Origin of the sequence: Pseudomonas putida (assembly GCA_041071465.1) — a bacterium.
Taxonomy (GTDB): domain Bacteria; phylum Pseudomonadota; class Gammaproteobacteria; order Pseudomonadales; family Pseudomonadaceae; genus Aquipseudomonas; species Aquipseudomonas putida_P.
Genome location: CP163498.1, coordinates 5295068 through 5309747, shown reverse-complemented (window position 1 = coordinate 5309747; position 14680 = coordinate 5295068). Strand labels below are relative to the sequence as shown.

The following is a 14680-nucleotide window of genomic DNA, read 5'->3' as shown; positions in this document are numbered from 1 at the left end:
ATGTTCGAGAATATTCGGGCCGACCTGCGGGCCCATGGCGGGGATTGGGGCGCCCAGGGTTTCTGGGTATTGCTGGTGTACCGCTTTGGCCGCTGGCGCTATACCGTGCGCCCGGCACTGCTGCGCAAACTGTGCTCATTGATCTACAAAGTACTGTTCAAATTCGTCCAGATCATCACCGGTATCGAACTGCCTTGCGAAGTGGTGATCGGGCGCAACTTCGTCATCGACCATTTTGGCGGCATTGTCGTCAGTGGCTATGCCCGCTTTGGCGACGACTGCCGCATCCGCAACGGCGTGGTGGTGGGCCTGAAGAATGTCGAGGAGCCGATTGCCCCGATATTCGGCAACAACGTCGATATTGGCACCGGTGCCAAAGTGCTCGGCAGCATTCGCATTGGCAACAACGTGATCATCGGCGCCAATGCTGTCGTGCTGGTGGATGTGCCTGACAATTCTTTGGCGGTGGGGGTACCGGCCATCATCAAGGCTCGGCAACCGGCTGCTGCAGCGCCAGTCGAGTGAGGCCCATGGCGACTGTGATCGGTGTGGTAGTGATCGGCCGCAATGAAGGCCAGCGCCTGGAGCGCTGCCTGCGTTCGTTGGCCCAGGGGGCGGACAAGGTCATGTATGTCGACTCGGGTTCCACCGACGGTTCGCTGCAGTTGGCCGCCAACCTGGGGGTGGAGGTGCTGGCGCTGGACATGAGTACCCCGTTCACTGCGGCACGTGCTCGCAACGAAGGCTTCGCCGCCTTGCAGCAGCTGTTGCCACAGATGCAACTGGTGCAGTTCGTCGATGGCGACTGCGAGGTGGATGCCAGTTGGTTGGCCACCGCGCAGGCATTTCTTGAGCAGCACCCTGCAGTGGCGGTGGTGTGTGGTCGCCGGCGAGAGCGCTTCCCTCAGCGCTCGGTGTACAACCTGCTGTGTGACCTTGAATGGGACACCCCTGTCGGTGAGGCCAAGGCCTGTGGCGGCGATGCGCTGATGCGCGCAGATGCCTTTGCTGCGGTTGAGGGCTTTCGCCCTGACCTGATCGCGGGAGAAGAGCCAGAGCTGTGCGTGCGTTTGCGGGCCAACGGCTGGAAAGTCTGGCGCCTGGCCGCCGAAATGACCCTGCACGACGCCGGCATGACCCGCTTCAGCCAATGGTGGCGGCGTAGCCTGCGCGCTGGGCATGCCTATGCCGAGGGTGCCTACTTGCATGGCCAGCCACCCGAACGGCACTGGCTGCGCGAGTCGCGCCGGGCCTGGATATGGGGGCTGGGCATACCCGTGTTGATCGTACTGGCCTGCCTGGTGTCAGGCGGCTGGGGCCTGCTGTTGCTGTTGATCTACCCACTGCAGGCGCTGCGCCTGGCCCGCCGTGGTGGCAAGTCGGCGCGCGAGAACTGGCTGCAGGCGGTGTTTCTGGTGTTGGGCAAGTTCCCGGAAATGCTCGGCCAGCTGAAGTTCCTGCGCCACCGCCTGGCGGCTGGTAAATCGGCTTTGATCGAGTACAAGTGAGAGAAACCCATGATGCTCGGCACCCTCGTGAAAAGCGTGTTCACCTTGCAACCGGGTTACTCGTTGCGGGCGTTGCACAACAAGTACAAGTTGACGCGGCAGATCGCCAGGCAGTGGCCTGAGCTGAACGGGTTCATGCGGCGCATGACCTCGGCGCTGGGCCCGGATGGTTTGCATCGGCTGGGTGTGGATTGCATTGGTGTCGTTCAATGGCCTTACATCAGCCAATGTTGGGAGGCCCCACAGCGTTTGGATGTGGTGGCTACGCACTTCGAACTGGTGACTGGGCAGTTTCCGGCGTTGTTACTGCTGGGGCGCGACGAAAGCCTGCGGCTGTGTGACCTGTCCAGCCATTCGCCGGGCTGCAGCCTGGTGCTGGACCGGCCGATCTGGTTCAAGCGCGAAGGCGAGCTGGTGTTGAACCTGTTCCAAGGCGACCTGCGCGTGGCATCCCTGGCCTTTACCCTGGGCCATGGCCAAGGTGAACCAAGCCTGTTCATCGGTGCGGTGCAGGGCATCCATAAAGGCATCGACAGTGAAACTTCGCTGGCCATCTACCGCGACCTGACCAAGGACTTCGAAGGGCTGCGCCCACGCAGCCTGCTGCTCGAAGCATTGAAATGCCTGGCCAGGAGCTTGGGTGTGACGCGGCTGTATGCCGTCAACGATACCTGTCGGCACCATCGACACCCGTATTTTGGCAACGACAAGGGCCAGGACCTTGCAGCCAACTATGACGTGATCTGGCAGGAGCACGGCGCCACCGCGTCTGACCGTGAGGACTTTTTCACCCTGCCGCTGGCCCCGGCGCAACGGGCGCAAGCCGACATCCCGGCGAAGAAACGGGCGATGTACCGCCGCCGCGAGGCGTTGCTCGACGATGTTTTTACCCGCTTGCAGGCAGCATTGCCAAGCAGCAATCACAACCTTGGACTACAAGGAAAACAGGGGGATGCATTTGCTGTGAGTGCATCGGCAGTGGACAGACCTCCCGTGGTCGACAGCCTGAAGTGAAGGTTGCCAGGGAAGGTACGTCATCAAGCGGGTTTGGATCTGGATTCGTATGCGCATTGCTTACTTCATCAATCAGTACCCGAAGGTCAGCCACAGTTTCATACGTCGCGAAATTCTGGCGCTGGAGCGCCAGGGGATGGATGTGCAGCGTATAGCGCTGCGCGGGTGGGACGCCCAGGTGCAGGATGCCGAGGATGCAACCGAACGGGACAAGACCCGCTACGTACTGCAAGGCGGGCTGAAGGGGCTGCTGGGGCCTACGTGGCAAGTGCTGCGTGCGCAGCCGCGGCGGTTTTTCCAGGCGCTGTGGCTGGCCATGCGCCTTGGTTTACGGGCCGATCGTGCCTGGCCCTACCATCTGGTCTACCTGGCCGAGGCCTGCCAGGTGCTGCAGTGGTTGCAGGCAGGGGAGGCGACACACGTGCATGCACATTTCGGTACCAACTCTACTGAAGTGGTGATGCTGGCCAACGTCCTGGGCGGGCCGGCTTACAGCTTCACCGTGCATGGGCCGGAAGAGTTCGATAAACCACAGTTCCTGCACATGGGTGAGAAGGTGCGGCGTGCCGCCTTTGTCGCGGCGGTAAGCTCGTACGGGCGCAGCCAACTGTACCGGTGGGTGGCCCACGAGCATTGGGGCAAGGTGAAGGTGGTGCATTGCGGCCTGGAACGTGGTTTCCATGATGTGGCGCCGGTTAACGTGCCTTGCGCACCACGCCTGGTGTGTGTCGGGCGCCTTTGCGAACAGAAAGGCCAGTTGTTGCTGCTTGAGGCGGCGCACCGCCTCGCGGCCCAATCAATCGACTTCGAGCTGGTGCTGGCAGGTGACGGGGAAATGCGCGAGGAGATCGGGCGTTGATTGCCCGACACGGCCTGCAGGCGCAGGTGCGCATCACCGGCTGGATCAGCAGCGCGCAGGTGCGCGAAGAAATCCTTGCCGCCCGTGCGCTGGTGCTACCCAGCTTCGCCGAGGGCTTGCCCGTGGTCATCATGGAAGCCATGGCCTTGCGCCGACCCGTGCTGACTACCTATGTGGCGGGTATCCCTGAGCTGGTACGCCCTGGCGAGAACGGCTGGTTATTCCCTGCCGGTGCCGTGGACGAGCTGGCGGCAGCCATGGCCGACTGCCTGGCGCAACCGGCCGAAGTGCTGCAGCACATGGGCGAAGCGGCCTACCAGCGAGTCTTGCAGCGGCATGACATCGACACCGAGGCGGCCAGGCTGGCCGGCTATTTCAAGGCATACGCATGATAAGTGTATTGGGTTGGTTACTGGGCCTGCTGGCGATCATCGTCCTGGTGCCGGTGTTGGTGCTGTTGCTGCAGGTGTTGCTGGCCTGCCTGCCGGCGCGGTCTAAGCCCCAGGGCACTGGCGGGCGCCCGTCGGTAGCGGTGTTGGTGCCTGCCCACGATGAGGCTTCGATCATTCGCGCGACGTTGGCCAGTATTGTCCCGCAACTGCTGGACGGTGACCGCTTGCTGGTGGTGGCGGACAACTGCTCGGACGACACTGCCCAGCTCGCGCGAGAGGCTGGTGCGCAAGTGGTCGAGCGCTACGATACGCGGTTGCGCGGCAAAGGCTACGCCTTGGACTTTGGCGTGCGTCACCTGGCTCAGCGGCCACCCGAAGTCGTCATCGTGGTGGATGCCGACTGCCAGGTGGGCGAAGGGGCAATCGACTGCCTGGCGCGCCGCTGCCGCGAAGTTGCCCGCCCAGTACAGTCGCTGTACCTGATGCGTGCCTCGGCAGGTGCTGGGTTGAAGGTGCAGGTGGCCGAGTTCGCCTGGCGCGTCAAGAACCTGGTGCGGCCACGCGGCTGGTCGCGCCTGGGCCTGCCATGCCAGCTGATGGGTGCAGGCATGGCGTTTGGTTGGCATGACCTGAGCCTGATCAACCTGGCCAATGGTCACCTGGTCGAGGATGTGAAGCTTGGCCTGGACCTTTGCCAGCAGGGCAAGCCCCCTGTGTTCTGCCCCGAGGCATTGGTTACCAGCCAGTTTCCGCTCAGCCAGCAAGGCCTCAACAGCCAGCGCACGCGCTGGGAGCACGGCCATCTGGGTTTGATGCTGGCCGACGCGCCCAAACGGGCGCTGGCTGCCATTACTCAGCGCAACGGCAGCCTGGCGGCCATGACCCTGGACTTGCTGGTGCCCCCCCTGGCGTTGCTGGTGTTGTCCTTGCTCGGGCTTAACCTGCTGGCCTGGCTGGCGTACCTGCTGTTCGGCCTGGCGGCACCGGCGTGGCTGGCACTTGCCGCCTTGGCCATGCTGGGCTTGGCCGTGGTGTTGGCCTGGGCGCGTTTCTGCCGTGAGCTGATACCGTTCTCGGTACTGTTGTACGCGCCGTTCTACGCGGCAAGAAAGGTCCCCTTGTACTTGAGTTTCCTGATCAAGCGCCAGGTTGAATGGGTGCGTTCAAAACGGGATGACGACTGATGGCACAGTGGCCACATCGCTGGAAGCGTGTTATCGAAAAGCTGGAAGTGGTCGTCGACGACGCTGCCGCGCAGCACCTGCTCGAGCGCCTGGCCACGCCGGAGTCGGCCACCGTGCTGGGCTTCGTCAATGCCCATGCGATGAACCTGGTGGTGCGCGATGGCGCCTACTGCGGGGCACTAACTGCCGCGGATGTGCTGCTGCGTGATGGTTCTGGCATGGCGATCCTGTATCGCCGGTTGGGGCTGGAGCCTGGGCTGAACATGAACGGCACCGACTTCATTCCCCGCCTCATGGCTGCATACCGTGGGCGCAAAGTCGCTTTCTGGGGCACACGGCAACCTTATCTGGGCCAGGCGGTACAACGCTGTGAAGCCGAGTTTGGCATTGTGCCGGTGTCAGTTCACGATGGTTTTGCCAACGTTGAAACCTATCTGCAGCTGGCCCGCGAGCAGCAGCCCGAACTGATCGTACTGGGCATGGGCATGCCCAAGCAGGAAGCGGTAGCGGCAGAATTGGCAGCCATTGGCGTGCCCTGCCTGATCGTCTGCGGCGGGGCGATTCTGGACTTTCTCGGCGGCAAGGTCAGCCGGGCCCCCGAGTGGTTGCGGCGTCTGGGTGGCGAGTGGCTGTACCGGTTGTTGCGCGAACCCAAGCGCCTGTTCCTGCGTTATGTGGTGGGTAACCCGCTGTTCCTGTTGCGCACGTTGTTGTACCGGCGGGCGGCGGTTTCGGCCAGGCGCACCGTATGAATCGGCCAAAATGCGTAGCAGCGGCGATTCCGGGCACGCCAGCGGCGGGTGGCTGCTACAGTGAGATCAATGGCTTGGGGGCCCCGCGAACCTGCTTCACTGGCTTTGCATAAGCTGGTTTCAAGACTTGCTGTTTGATGGAAGGCACTTGCTACGCTCAAATTGATGAGGTCTGAAATGGTTTTCGAACCCAGAAGCAGTCGTTCCTTACTCCAGAGAAGAAGCAGTGTCAGTAACGCCATTCAGGCCGGCCTCGATGGCATTGCCGTGACCGGTATCGCCTGGTACCTGATCTACGACCAGTTCGGCTACATCACCTCCGATTACGTGATCATGCTGCTGTTGCTGATTGGCGCACTGGCCGTGATTTATGATCATTACGCCATTTATCGCACCAACGTGGGGCTTTCGATCAAGGCCTTCCGCCTGTTCAAAGCCTGGTCGGCAACCTTTTGCTTCCTGGTGGTCATGGCCTTCCTGACCAAACAGAGCGAAACCTATTCGCGGCTATTGGTGGGGCAGCTATTCGTCATTGGCTATATCGCCCAGTTGTTTTTGCATTTTGCCGTACGCGAACTGCAAAAACGCTTTAGCGCGCATGCGCGCCTGGACAATGCGCTGATCATTGGCGCCGGCGACCTGGCCAATTTCCTGTACCAGAAGATCAGCAACAACCCCTGGTTTGGCGAGCGGGTGCTAGGTTGTGTACTGATCGACAAGGCCGATGAGCAGGGGCGCGAGAATGCCGAGGGCAAACAGCGCCTGCCAGTGTTGGGGCACATTGCCGACCTCGACGAACTGGTGGCCCAACATGCAATCCGCACCGTGTACCTGGTAACGCCATTGGGCGGCTCTGAAGTCATCAATGACGTGTATTTCAAGTTGCTCGACAAGTGCATTGCGGTCAACTGGGTACCGGATATCTTCTCGTTGCGCCTGATCAACCACAGCGTGCGGGAAATTGCCGGCATTCCGGTGCTGACCTTGTCGGAAACGCCGCTGACGGGCATGAGTCTGTTCTTGAAAAACCTCGAGGACCGGGTGCTGGCAGCCTTGATTCTGCTGTTCGCATCACCGGTGCTGTTGGCGGTTGCGTTGGCTATCAAGCTCGACAGCCGCGGCCCGGTGTTCTTCCGCCAGGAACGCACCGGTTGGACAGGGGAATCATTCCGTATCTGGAAATTTCGCAGCATGCACGTTCACCAGCCAGAGAATGGCGAGGTCAAACAGGCGCAGAAAAACGACCCACGGCTCACGCGTATTGGCGCGTTCATCCGCCGTACCAGCCTGGATGAACTGCCGCAGTTGTTCAATGTGCTGACCGGGGAAATGTCGCTGGTCGGGCCCAGGCCACATGCCTTGCAGCACGACACCTTGTATTCGCAGGATATCGTCGACTACTTTGCCCGCCACAACATCAAGCCCGGCATGACAGGCCTGGCGCAGGTGCGCGGGTTCAGAGGGGAGACCAAAGACATCGAGCAAATGATCCAGCGGGTGGACTCGGACATCGAGTACATCAACAACTGGTCGTTGTGGCTGGACTTCGTGATCCTGGTGCGCACGCTCAATGCGTTCACAGGTAAACAGGCCTATTGAACCTGTTGGGCTATTCCTTGTTCAGCGGATGCAGCTCCCTGAACACACGCGCTTCCTCCACCAGCCAGTCATGCACTGCCCGCGCGCCTGGCTGGTTCAAGCCACCTGGCGGGTAATGCACCACATAACGCTTGTGGTTGGCGATTGGCACACCAAACGGCACGATCAAAGCGCCGCGCTCCAGTTCGTCGTTGAGTAGCGTGCGCCGGGCGATCGCTACGCCGATGCCGGCAATCGCGGCCTCGATGGTCAGGTGGTTGCGGTTGAAGGTATGCCCACGCCGCACATCCAGCCCGACGGCGCCAATGCCTTCCAGATAGAACTCCCACTCGGCATATTCCGAACTACCGCGCCAGGCAGTGATGTCGTGCAGCAGCGGGTAGTGCGCCAGATCGGCGGGCCCGTGTAACGGCGGGCGCCCGCGCAACAGCATGGGTGAGCACACCGGGAAGATCTGCTCGTCCAGCAGTGGCGTCGAGAGCATGCCGGGGTAACTGCCATCGTTCAGGTCGATGGCCAGGTCGAAGTCACCCGGGGTCAGCGCCTGGGCGCTGTCTTCGGCTACCAGACGCAGTTCGATATCCGGGTAACGCTGTTGAAAACGCGGTAAGCGAGGCGTGAGCCATTTGGCCAGGAATGAGGGGATTGAACGGACGCGCAACGTGCCGCGAATTTCTCCTGCGTCCAGCCGCAGCAGCTCGGCCTCGATGCTGCCATAGGCCTCGGCCACAGTCTGGGCGAGGCGTTGCCCCTCGGCGCTCAGTTCCACGCCCCGCGCTCGACGCAGAAACAGCCGATAGCCCAGGCGTTCTTCCAGCTGACGCATCTGCTGGCTGACCGCGCCCGGGGTGATGTGCAGTTCTTCGGCGCAGCGGGTGAAGGATAGGTGCCGGGCTGCGCAGGCGAATACATGCAGCCAGACGAACATCTGACCATTGAGTTGTCGTCGCATCGTTTAGTACCACTAAAGCCTTGCTTAGAAAGTTTCGTTGGTCATCCGTGAGTCAGCGCGTCAGTATCGCGCAAAATCGCAATATCGCTCAATTTCTTCAGACAACCGTACTGTGGATGCATATCAGGGTACGGTCAGGCATTAGCATGGCTATCAGTGTTTTCGACCTTTTCAAAATCGGCATCGGGCCGTCCAGTTCTCACACCGTCGGCCCGATGCGGCGGCCGCTACCTTTGCCCAGGCCCTGCGCGAGCAGGGGCTGCTGGCGCGGGTAACGCGCGTGGAGGTGCGGCTGTATGGCTCGCTGTCGGCGACCGGGGTTGGCCATGCCACCGACCGTGCGTGCCTGCTTGGCCTGATGGGCCAGTGGCCAGACCGCATCGACCCAGCCACTATCGAATCGCGTATAGGCCAGGCCCTGCAGGAGCACTGCCTGATGCTCGATGGCAGCCATCCGCTGGCCTTCGAATATGGCCGTGACATGCTGCTGCTCGACGAGAACCTGCCTTATCACCCCAATGCCATGAGCCTGGAGGCCATGGACGGGCAGGGTAGCCTGTTGTGCCAGACGTATTATTCGGTGGGCGGCGGTTTCATCGTCGAGCAGGCCGAGATCGATGCGCCGGCAGGCGAAACGAATGCAGTGCGACTACCCTATGAGTTCGACAGTGGCGCCCAATTGCTGGCTTTGTGCAAGGGCCATGACCTGAGCGTGGCGCAACTGATGATGGCCAACGAATGCGCCTGGCGCCCGGAGGCCGAGGTCCGGGAAGGGTTACTGCGCATCTGGGCGGCCATGCGTGAGTGCGTGGCGAACGGTCTGCGCAATGAGGGCATCCTGCCAGGCGGCTTGCACGTCAAGCGTCGCGCCGCGCGGCTGCACCGCAGCCTGCAGGAACTTGGCAAGCCCAACGTGATTGGCTCGACCCTTGGCGCCATGGAATGGGTCAACCTGTTCGCCCTGGCGGTCAATGAAGAGAATGCCGCCGGTGGGCGTATGGTTACCGCGCCCACCAACGGTGCCGCCGGTATTATCCCGGCGGTATTGCACTACTACATGAAGTTCAATCCCAACGCCTGCGACGCTGATGTCGTGGACTTCCTGCTTGGCGCAGCGGCAGTCGGCATCTTGTGCAAGAAGAATGCATCGATCTCCGGTGCCGAAGTGGGTTGCCAGGGGGAGGTCGGCTCAGCCTGCTCGATGGCCGCTGCTGGCCTGGCGCAGGTGCTGGGGGCTACGCTGCCGCAACTGGAAAATGCGGCCGAGATTGCCCTGGAGCACAACCTTGGGCTGACCTGCGACCCGGTGGGCGGCCTGGTGCAGGTGCCGTGCATCGAGCGCAATGCGATTGCTGCAGTCAAAGCGATCAACGCTGTACAGATGGCGCTGCGGGGAGATGGCGAGCACTTCATCTCGCTCGACAGGGTCATCCGCACCATGCGTGATACCGGTGCGGATATGCATGCCAATTACAAGGAAACCTCGCGCGGCGGTTTGGCTGTTGCGTTTGTTGAGTGCTGAGTTTTAACGCAGTCGCTTGCAGGCGTGCTCCTGCAAGCGACCGCATTGAACAACCGGGTCAAAACCGCATCAGCGAGCTTTCTGCTTCGCCGCCAGGAAGCTCGCACGCATGTCCTTGGCCCAGCCATCGAGCACTGGCTTGACATCATTCAAGGTCAGCTTCTGGGTATCGTTTTCCAGCTCCTGGCCGGTACCTTTGCGTACCACCTGGGCCAGTACCTTCTGGCTGGCACCATCGAGGAATGCTGCTTCCACGCCGACATCCACCTCCTGATCACGGCCACCCATGGCGGTGTTCACCCCCGCCGAAATCAGCGCGATAGGGATCACCTCGTACGGCTTGAGTCCCTCGTTGCTGGTAGACACCGCGGTGATTGCAGGGCGCACCACGATCACCCCGGGGCCTGGCCCCTTGGCCAAGGGCACTACGCTACCCATTTCACGGCGCAGAGCTTCATTGAAGTAGCGGGTGATCTCCTGCAAGGTCTGCTGCGAGATCACCGCTGTCGGCTGCGGCTTGGGGTAGAACTGGCTGGGCTCGATGAACACCTGGCTGTACTGGTTGACGTTGACCTTGGGGTCGATCCAGCGCATTACCGGGTCACCCGACGGGCTCTTGGCCTCCTGCAGCCGGCTGTAATCCTTGAGGAAGCCGGAGTAATCCTTGGGGTCCACGCGATTGCTGGAGCAAGCGGCCACCGCAAGCAGGGCGGCGCACAACAGGGTAATGCGATGCAGTGATTTCATGATGAAGAGGCATCCTTGAGAGGTCGGCCTCAACAACGCTAGCAGGTGCGTGACAGTTGGCCAGTGGGTTTAATCCCAAGTGCTCGTCTTGGATCATCTGGTGCCTGGAAGACCGAGCGCCGCCCGCGCGGCGCTCGATCTCCCGGGCGCCGCAAAATCCACCCCGAACTCACCCCAGCGCTTCGCGCAACCGGTACCACAGCATGCCCAGTGCCAGCAACGGCGAGCGCAATGCCTTGCCGCCAGGGAAGGTGAGGTGCGGCACGGCGCTGAACACATCCAGGCCGTGGCTGTGACCAAGGGCGATGCTTTCTGCCAGCAGCTTCGCTGTCCAGTGCGTCACGTTCAGCCCGTGCCCGGAATAGCCCTGGGCGTAATAGACGTTGGGGTGCTGGTTCAGGCGCCCGACCTGGGGGAAACGGTTGGCGGTGATGCCGATCATGCCACCCCATTGGTAGTCGATGCGCACGTTGGCCAGTTGCGGGAATACCTTCAACACCTTGGGCCGCATGTACGCGGCAATGTCCTTGGGGTCACGCCCGGAATAGTGGCAGGCCCCGCCAAACAGCAGGCGCCGGTCGGCGGTGAGGCGGTAGTAGTCCAGGCCGACCTTCTGGTCGCACAGCGCCATGTTCTGCGGGATCAGGCTGCTGGCCAAAGCTTCGGGCAAGGGCTCGGTGGCCACTACATAGCTGCCGGCCGGCAGCACCTTGCCGCTCAGGCGCGGCTCCAGCTCGTCGAGGTGGGCGTTGCAGCCCAGCACCAGGCTGCTGGCGCGCACCTTGCCACGGGCGGTGTGCAGGGTCACGCTGGGGCCGTGCTCGATGCGCAGTACCGGGCTTTGTTCGAAGATGCGCACCCCCAGGCTGTGGGCTGCGCGGGCTTCGCCCTGGACCAGATCAAGTGGGTGCAGGTGGCCCGAGCCCATGTCCACCAAGCCGCCAGCGTACTGGTCGCTGGCAACGACCTCGTTCAGTTGCGCAGCACCGACCAGGCGGGTTTCATGGCGATAGCCCAGGGCGGCCAGGTCGTCCTGCTCATCCTTGAAGGCGGCGAACTGCGCCGCTGTGTTGGCCAGCTCGCAAAAGCCCCAGCGCAGGTCGCAGTCAATGCCATAGTGGGCGATACGGTCGGCCACCAGCTCCACCGAATCGATGCCGGCCTGCTTGAGGTAGCGCACACCGTCCTGGCCGACATGCCGGGCAAAGCCGCTGACATCATGGCCAATACCGCGAATCAGCTGGCCGCCATTGCGACCACTGGCGCCCCAGCCGATGCGCCGGCCTTCCAGCAGCACCACCGAGAGGCCGCGCTCGGCCAGCTCCAGGGCCGTATTGACCCCGGTCAGCCCGCCGCCCACCACGCACACGTCGGCTGTCAATTCGCCGTCCAGGCTAGGGTAGGGTGCCGCGTCGCGCGCCGTGGCGGCGTAGTACGAAGCGGTGTGTTGGTTGTTCAAAGGCATGGGCGTTCTCGACTCAGCGGTTGGACTTGATCTTGCTCCAGGAACGGGTCATGACGCGCATGATCTTCGGGCTCGGGGTGCTGGAGATGTACAGTTTGTCCAGCACCTCCTGGGGTGGGTAGATTTCGGGGTTGTTCACCAGCGATGCATCCATGTAGGCGTTGGCGTCCGGGTTGGCGTTGGCATAACCGACCGTGGCGCTGACCTTGGCAATCACCTTGGGGTCGAGCAGGTAGTTGATGAACGCCAGGGCTTGCTCGGGGTTGTTGGCGTCCTTGGGGATGGCCAGCAGGTCGAACCACAGGTTGCTGCCTTCCTTGGGAATGCTGTAGGCCACCTTCACGCCGTTTTTCGCCTCCACAGCGCGGTTGGCGGCCTGGAACACGTCGCCGGAGTAGCCGAACGCCACGCAGACATCACCGTTGGCCAGGTCGGAGACGTACTTGGAGGAATGGAAGTAGGTGATATAGGGGCGCAGTTCGAGTAGACGGGCCTCGGCCTTTGCATAGTCGCCCGGTTTTTCGCTGCGTGGGTCCATGCCCAGGTAGTTGAGGATGGCCGGGAACAGTTCGTCGGGCGAGTCCATGAATGCCACGCCACACTGCTTGAGCTTTTTCAGGTTTTCCGGCTCGAACAGCACCGCCCACGAATCGATATGGTCCACACCCAGGGCTGCCTTGACCTTGTCGACGTTGTAGCCAATGCCATTGGTGCCCCACAGATAGGGTACGGCGTACTGGTTGCCGGGTCATTCTGTTCAAGCTGCTTGAGCAGCTTGGGGTCCAGGTGCTGCCAGTTCGGCAGCTTGCTGCGGTCCAGCGGCAGGAAGGCACCGGCCTGGGCCTGGCGGGCGAGGAAGTGGTTGGACGGCACCACCACGTCATAGCCGGTGCGCCCGGCCAGCAGTTTGCCTTCCAGGGTTTCGTTGGAGTCGAACACGTCATAGACCACCTTGATTCCGCTGCTGGCCTGGAAGTCGGCCAGGGTGGTGTCACCGATGTAGTCGGTCCAGTTGTACACGCTTACCGAAGGGGTGGCGTGGGTGGTGGTGGCGAACAGCAGGGTGAATGCGGCGGGGATCAGGGCTTGCAGATGACGCATGGGGACACCTCGTTGGTCTTGTTCTTCGAGTTAGGTGCAGGGGGCTGCAAAGCCCCCATGGTGGATCAGACGCTCAGCATCAGGAATTCACGCTCCCACGAGCTGATCACACGCTTGTAGTTTTCGTGCTCGGCCCGTTTGACCGCCACGTAGCCCTGGACGAACTGCTTGCCCAGGTACTGCTGTACGGTCTCGCAGTCTTCCATGTGCTGCAGCGCGTCCTCGATGGTGATCGGCAGGCGCAGGTTGCGCCGTTCATAGGCGCGGCCCTGTACCGGCGCGCTCGGGTCGATCCGCTCCACCATGCCCAGGTAGCCGCACAGCAGGCTAGCGGCGATGGCCAGGTACGGGTTGGCATCGGCGCCTGGCAGGCGGTTTTCCACGCGCATCGCCTCGGGGCTGGACGTGGGCACGCGCAAGCCGGCGGTGCGGTTTTCTTCACCCCACTCGACGTTGACCGGCGCCGAAGTGTCCGGCAGGAAACGGCGGAACGAGTTGACGTTGGGCGCGAACATCGGCAGCAGTTTGGGGATGTACTTCTGCAGGCCACCGATGTGGTGCAGGAACAGCTGGCTCATGCCGCCGTCTTCGTTGGCGAAGACCGGTTTGCCGGTGGCGATGTCGACCACGCTCTGGTGCAGGTGCATGGCACTGCCCGGTTCGTCGGTGATCGGCTTGGCCATGAACGTGGCGGCCACGTTGTGCTTGAGTGCCGCCTCGCGCATGGTGCGCTTGAACACGGTGATCTGGTCCGCCAGGTCCAGCGCGTCGCCGTGGCGGAAGTTGATCTCCATTTGCGCCGGGCCGTCTTCGTGGATCAGCGTGTCCAGGTCCAGGCCCTGGATCTCGCACCAGTCGTAGACGTCTTCGAACAACGGGTCGAATTCGTTGGCGGCATCGATCGAGAACGACTGGCGGCCGCTTTCGGCACGACCGGAACGCCCCAGTGGCACCTGCAGTGGCAAATCCGGGTCTTCGCAGCGCTTGGTCAGGTAGAACTCCATCTCTGGTGCGACAATCGGCTGCCAGCCCTTGTCGGCGTAGAGCTTGAGGACCTTCTTCAATACGTTGCGCGGCGACAGCTCGATCGGGTTGCCTTGTTTGTCGAAGGTGTCGTGGATCACGATCGCGGTCGGCTCGATGGCCCACGGGATCTGGTACACGGCGGTCGGGTCGGGGCGGCAGACCATGTCGATGTCGGCAGCGTCGAGCAGGTTGTAGTAGATGTCATCGTCAACGTAGTCGCCGGTGACCGTCTGCAACAGCACGCTTTCAGGCAGGCGCATGCCGCGCTCGTGGAGGAACTTGGCGGTGGGCGCGATCTTGCCGCGGGCAATGCCGGTCAGGTCGCTGATCACGCATTCGACTTCGGTGATCCGGTGTTCTTTCAGCCAGGTGGACAGCTGATCGAAGGGGGCGTTCATACAGACCTCTTGGTTGGGTTTTAGTGTGGAGCCACTTCGCTGACGAAAGTCGTTACACGGTTTCGAAGGCGCTGCGCTTCCCAGGTGACGCGCTGGAGACTATCTTGGTCGCAGCCCCCCGGGGCAATCTATCCACTTTCTCCGGTATCGAATGCACCAAA

Annotated in this window: 10 protein-coding genes and 3 pseudogenes; 8 read left to right on the top strand and 5 right to left on the bottom strand. The window is 62.1% G+C overall.

What is annotated here, in order from left to right; genetic code table 11:
• The 7 genes and pseudogenes from AB5975_24445 (at position 1) to AB5975_24415 (ending at position 7308) form a co-directional block, all read left to right on the top strand.
• Positions 1-525: a serine O-acetyltransferase gene (locus tag AB5975_24445; GenBank protein XDR19623.1), complete on the top strand. Its 525-nt coding sequence runs from the start codon at positions 1-3 to the stop codon at positions 523-525.
• A gap of 5 nt (positions 526-530) precedes the next feature.
• Entirely contained in the window at positions 531-1508 is a 978-nt protein-coding gene (locus AB5975_24440) for a glycosyltransferase family 2 protein (protein XDR19622.1), read from the top strand.
• 9 nt (positions 1509-1517) lie between these two features.
• Positions 1518-2522 carry a VirK/YbjX family protein gene (locus AB5975_24435; protein ID XDR19621.1) on the top strand — a complete coding sequence of 335 codons (1005 nt, stop codon included), beginning with the start codon at positions 1518-1520 and terminating at the stop codon, positions 2520-2522.
• Positions 2523-2571: 49 nt separating this feature from the next.
• Positions 2572-3773 (top strand): annotated as a pseudogene (locus AB5975_24430) (glycosyltransferase).
• Positions 3770-4957, top strand: a complete 1188-nt coding sequence (locus AB5975_24425) for a glycosyltransferase family 2 protein (protein ID XDR19620.1) — start codon at positions 3770-3772, stop codon at positions 4955-4957. Before AB5975_24430 ends, AB5975_24425 begins: the two are co-directional and overlap by 4 nt.
• The gene (locus tag AB5975_24420) at positions 4957-5709 is read left to right on the top strand and encodes a WecB/TagA/CpsF family glycosyltransferase (GenBank protein XDR19619.1); all 753 of its coding nucleotides are present in this window, start codon (positions 4957-4959) and stop codon (positions 5707-5709) included. Before AB5975_24425 ends, AB5975_24420 begins: the two co-directional genes overlap by 1 nt.
• 177 nt (positions 5710-5886) lie before the next feature.
• The gene (locus tag AB5975_24415; protein XDR19618.1) at positions 5887-7308 is read left to right on the top strand and encodes an undecaprenyl-phosphate glucose phosphotransferase; all 1422 of its coding nucleotides are present in this window, start codon (positions 5887-5889) and stop codon (positions 7306-7308) included.
• A 10-nt stretch (positions 7309-7318) separates the two neighbouring features.
• Here AB5975_24415 and AB5975_24410 read toward each other — a convergent pair whose 3' ends face one another.
• Positions 7319-8260, bottom strand: coding sequence for a LysR substrate-binding domain-containing protein (locus tag AB5975_24410; protein ID XDR19617.1), 942 nt, complete (start codon positions 8258-8260; stop codon positions 7319-7321).
• 146 nt (positions 8261-8406) lie between these two features.
• On the opposite strand from AB5975_24410, the pseudogene AB5975_24405 reads away from it, so the two are divergent.
• Positions 8407-9782 (top strand): annotated as a pseudogene (locus AB5975_24405) (L-serine ammonia-lyase).
• A gap of 69 nt (positions 9783-9851) precedes the next feature.
• Here the strand turns inward: AB5975_24405 and AB5975_24400 are convergent.
• The 4 genes and pseudogenes from AB5975_24400 to AB5975_24385 form a co-directional block, all read right to left on the bottom strand.
• Positions 9852-10529, bottom strand: coding sequence for a DUF3313 domain-containing protein (locus AB5975_24400; GenBank protein ID XDR19616.1), 678 nt, complete (start codon positions 10527-10529; stop codon positions 9852-9854).
• Positions 10530-10698: 169 nt separating this feature from the next.
• Entirely contained in the window at positions 10699-11994 is a 1296-nt protein-coding gene (locus AB5975_24395; GenBank protein XDR19615.1) for an NAD(P)/FAD-dependent oxidoreductase, read from the bottom strand.
• A 13-nt stretch (positions 11995-12007) separates the two neighbouring features.
• Positions 12008-13095: pseudogene (locus AB5975_24390) on the bottom strand (polyamine ABC transporter substrate-binding protein).
• Positions 13096-13160: 65 nt separating this feature from the next.
• Positions 13161-14519 (bottom strand): glutamine synthetase family protein, encoded by a 1359-nt coding sequence (locus tag AB5975_24385; GenBank protein ID XDR19614.1) that lies wholly within the window; start codon positions 14517-14519, stop codon positions 13161-13163.
• Positions 14520-14680 lie beyond the last annotated feature (161 nt).

Coding starts and splice junctions, on each gene's coding strand:
- AB5975_24445 (XDR19623.1), top strand. CDS start 1: ATGTTCGAGAATATTCGGGCCGACCTGCGGGCCCATGGCGGGGATTGG.
- AB5975_24440 (XDR19622.1), top strand. CDS start 531: ATGGCGACTGTGATCGGTGTGGTAGTGATCGGCCGCAATGAAGGCCAG.
- AB5975_24435 (XDR19621.1), top strand. CDS start 1,518: ATGATGCTCGGCACCCTCGTGAAAAGCGTGTTCACCTTGCAACCGGGT.
- AB5975_24425 (XDR19620.1), top strand. CDS start 3,770: ATGATAAGTGTATTGGGTTGGTTACTGGGCCTGCTGGCGATCATCGTC.
- AB5975_24420 (XDR19619.1), top strand. CDS start 4,957: ATGGCACAGTGGCCACATCGCTGGAAGCGTGTTATCGAAAAGCTGGAA.
- AB5975_24415 (XDR19618.1), top strand. CDS start 5,887: ATGGTTTTCGAACCCAGAAGCAGTCGTTCCTTACTCCAGAGAAGAAGC.
- AB5975_24410 (XDR19617.1), bottom strand. CDS start 8,260: ATGCGACGACAACTCAATGGTCAGATGTTCGTCTGGCTGCATGTATTC.
- AB5975_24400 (XDR19616.1), bottom strand. CDS start 10,529: ATGAAATCACTGCATCGCATTACCCTGTTGTGCGCCGCCCTGCTTGCG.
- AB5975_24395 (XDR19615.1), bottom strand. CDS start 11,994: ATGCCTTTGAACAACCAACACACCGCTTCGTACTACGCCGCCACGGCG.
- AB5975_24385 (XDR19614.1), bottom strand. CDS start 14,519: ATGAACGCCCCCTTCGATCAGCTGTCCACCTGGCTGAAAGAACACCGG.